Annotated in this window: 3 protein-coding genes; 1 reads left to right on the top strand and 2 read right to left on the bottom strand. The window is 65.7% G+C overall.

What is annotated here, in order from left to right; all coding sequences use genetic code 11:
- Positions 1 to 41 precede the first annotated feature (41 nt).
- Entirely contained in the window at positions 42 to 353 is a 312-nt protein-coding gene (locus ACFWF3_RS36110) for a pyrimidine/purine nucleoside phosphorylase (protein ID WP_379318659.1), read from the top strand.
- Between the two features lie 47 nt (positions 354 to 400).
- Here ACFWF3_RS36110 and ACFWF3_RS36105 read toward each other — a convergent pair whose 3' ends face one another.
- The gene (locus ACFWF3_RS36105; protein WP_378992460.1) at positions 401 to 934 is read right to left on the bottom strand and encodes a hypothetical protein; all 534 of its coding nucleotides are present in this window, start codon (positions 932 to 934) and stop codon (positions 401 to 403) included.
- Positions 935 to 1014: 80 nt separating this feature from the next.
- Positions 1015 to 1324 (bottom strand): SDR family oxidoreductase (locus tag ACFWF3_RS36100; protein WP_379318657.1); only part of this gene is annotated, 310 nt, incomplete at its 5' end.

Genomic DNA, 1324 nt, shown 5'->3' with positions numbered 1-1324 from the left:
TGGTCGCGGGTGAGGCCAGCCTCACCCCCTCGGAAGGACCCATGTCGAAGTTCGAGAACGTCTCCGTCAGCAAGAAGGCCAACGTCTACTTCGACGGCAAGTGCGTCAGCTACAGCCTCGAGTTGCCCGATGGCGCCTCGGTGTCGGTCGGCGTGATCCAGCCGTCGTCGCTCACCTTCTCCACCAATGCTCCGGAGATCATGGAGCTGGTCGCGGGTGAGGCCAACGTGACCTTGGCCGGTACGACCGAGCCCATCACCTACCGTGCGGGCGAGTCGTTCAAGGTCCCCGGCGACAGCTCGTTCGACATCGAGGTCGTCGACACCCTGCACTACGTCTGCTACTACGGCTGACGAACCGGAGCCGGGGCGACCAGATCGGTCGCCCCGGTTCGCCGGATCTACTTCACCAGGAACTCGTCCTTGTACAGCCGGTTGGGCCGCGGGGCCGTGGCCTCGCTCAATTCCACCTGAAAGTCACTCTCGCGCTTGGTCCTCGGTCGGTAGCTGCCACCGAAGGTGACCATCACCGACCCACCGACGCCGGTCGTCCCGCGAGCCGACGTCGTTTCCCGGCCGGCGTTGAACACCGTCGCCACATCGCGGCCGTCGTTGCCGACCGCGATCTTGCCGTCATGGAAGAACTGCACGAACGTCCCGTTGTCCGCGCCGACGGTGGCAGCCACCGTGTGACCCTTCTCCGGGTCGAGCTCGAACTCCGCGTCACACTGCTGGCGCCGATCCACGGGGCCGGGCTCACCGAGGGTGCGCCCGATGCCGAGCAGCACGGTCTCGCCGAGGGCGTTGTGCCGCACGCGAGCTTCTTCGGTCCACAAATGGGTGGTCGACCAGACCTTCACGCGCCCGTCATCGAAAAGCGACACCCGGTCGTCGGTGCCGTTGCTGATCAGATATTTCGCACTGTTGGGGGCCATACCTTCCATCTTCCTCGCTTTCGCGCGCCGAAATCACCCGTTCGGGCGAGTAGATCGCCCGTAACGCTCTGCGCGCCAGGTCAGAAGCTTTTGTGCGGTACACCGACGGTGAGACCGCCGTCCACTACGAACTCCGCGCCGGTCGAATACGAGGACTCGTCGGAGGCCAGATACGCCACCAGCGCCGACACCTCATCCGGCTCGGCCGCCCGCGCGAGCGGAATCTGCAGGAAGTCCGCCGGAATCCCCTCGGTCATCGGCGTGGAAATCAGGCCCGGATGCACCGAGTTCACCCGAATTCCCTGCGGCGCGAGCTCCAGCGCCGCCGACTTGGTGAGCCCACGCACCGCGAACTTCGTCGCCGTGTACCCGTGCAGACCAGGACTCCCC

The sequence above is a fragment of the Nocardia sp. NPDC060220 genome (assembly GCF_042727815.1).
GTDB lineage: Bacteria > Actinomycetota > Actinomycetes > Mycobacteriales > Mycobacteriaceae > Nocardia.
This window is presented reverse-complemented; position numbering and strand designations above follow the sequence as displayed.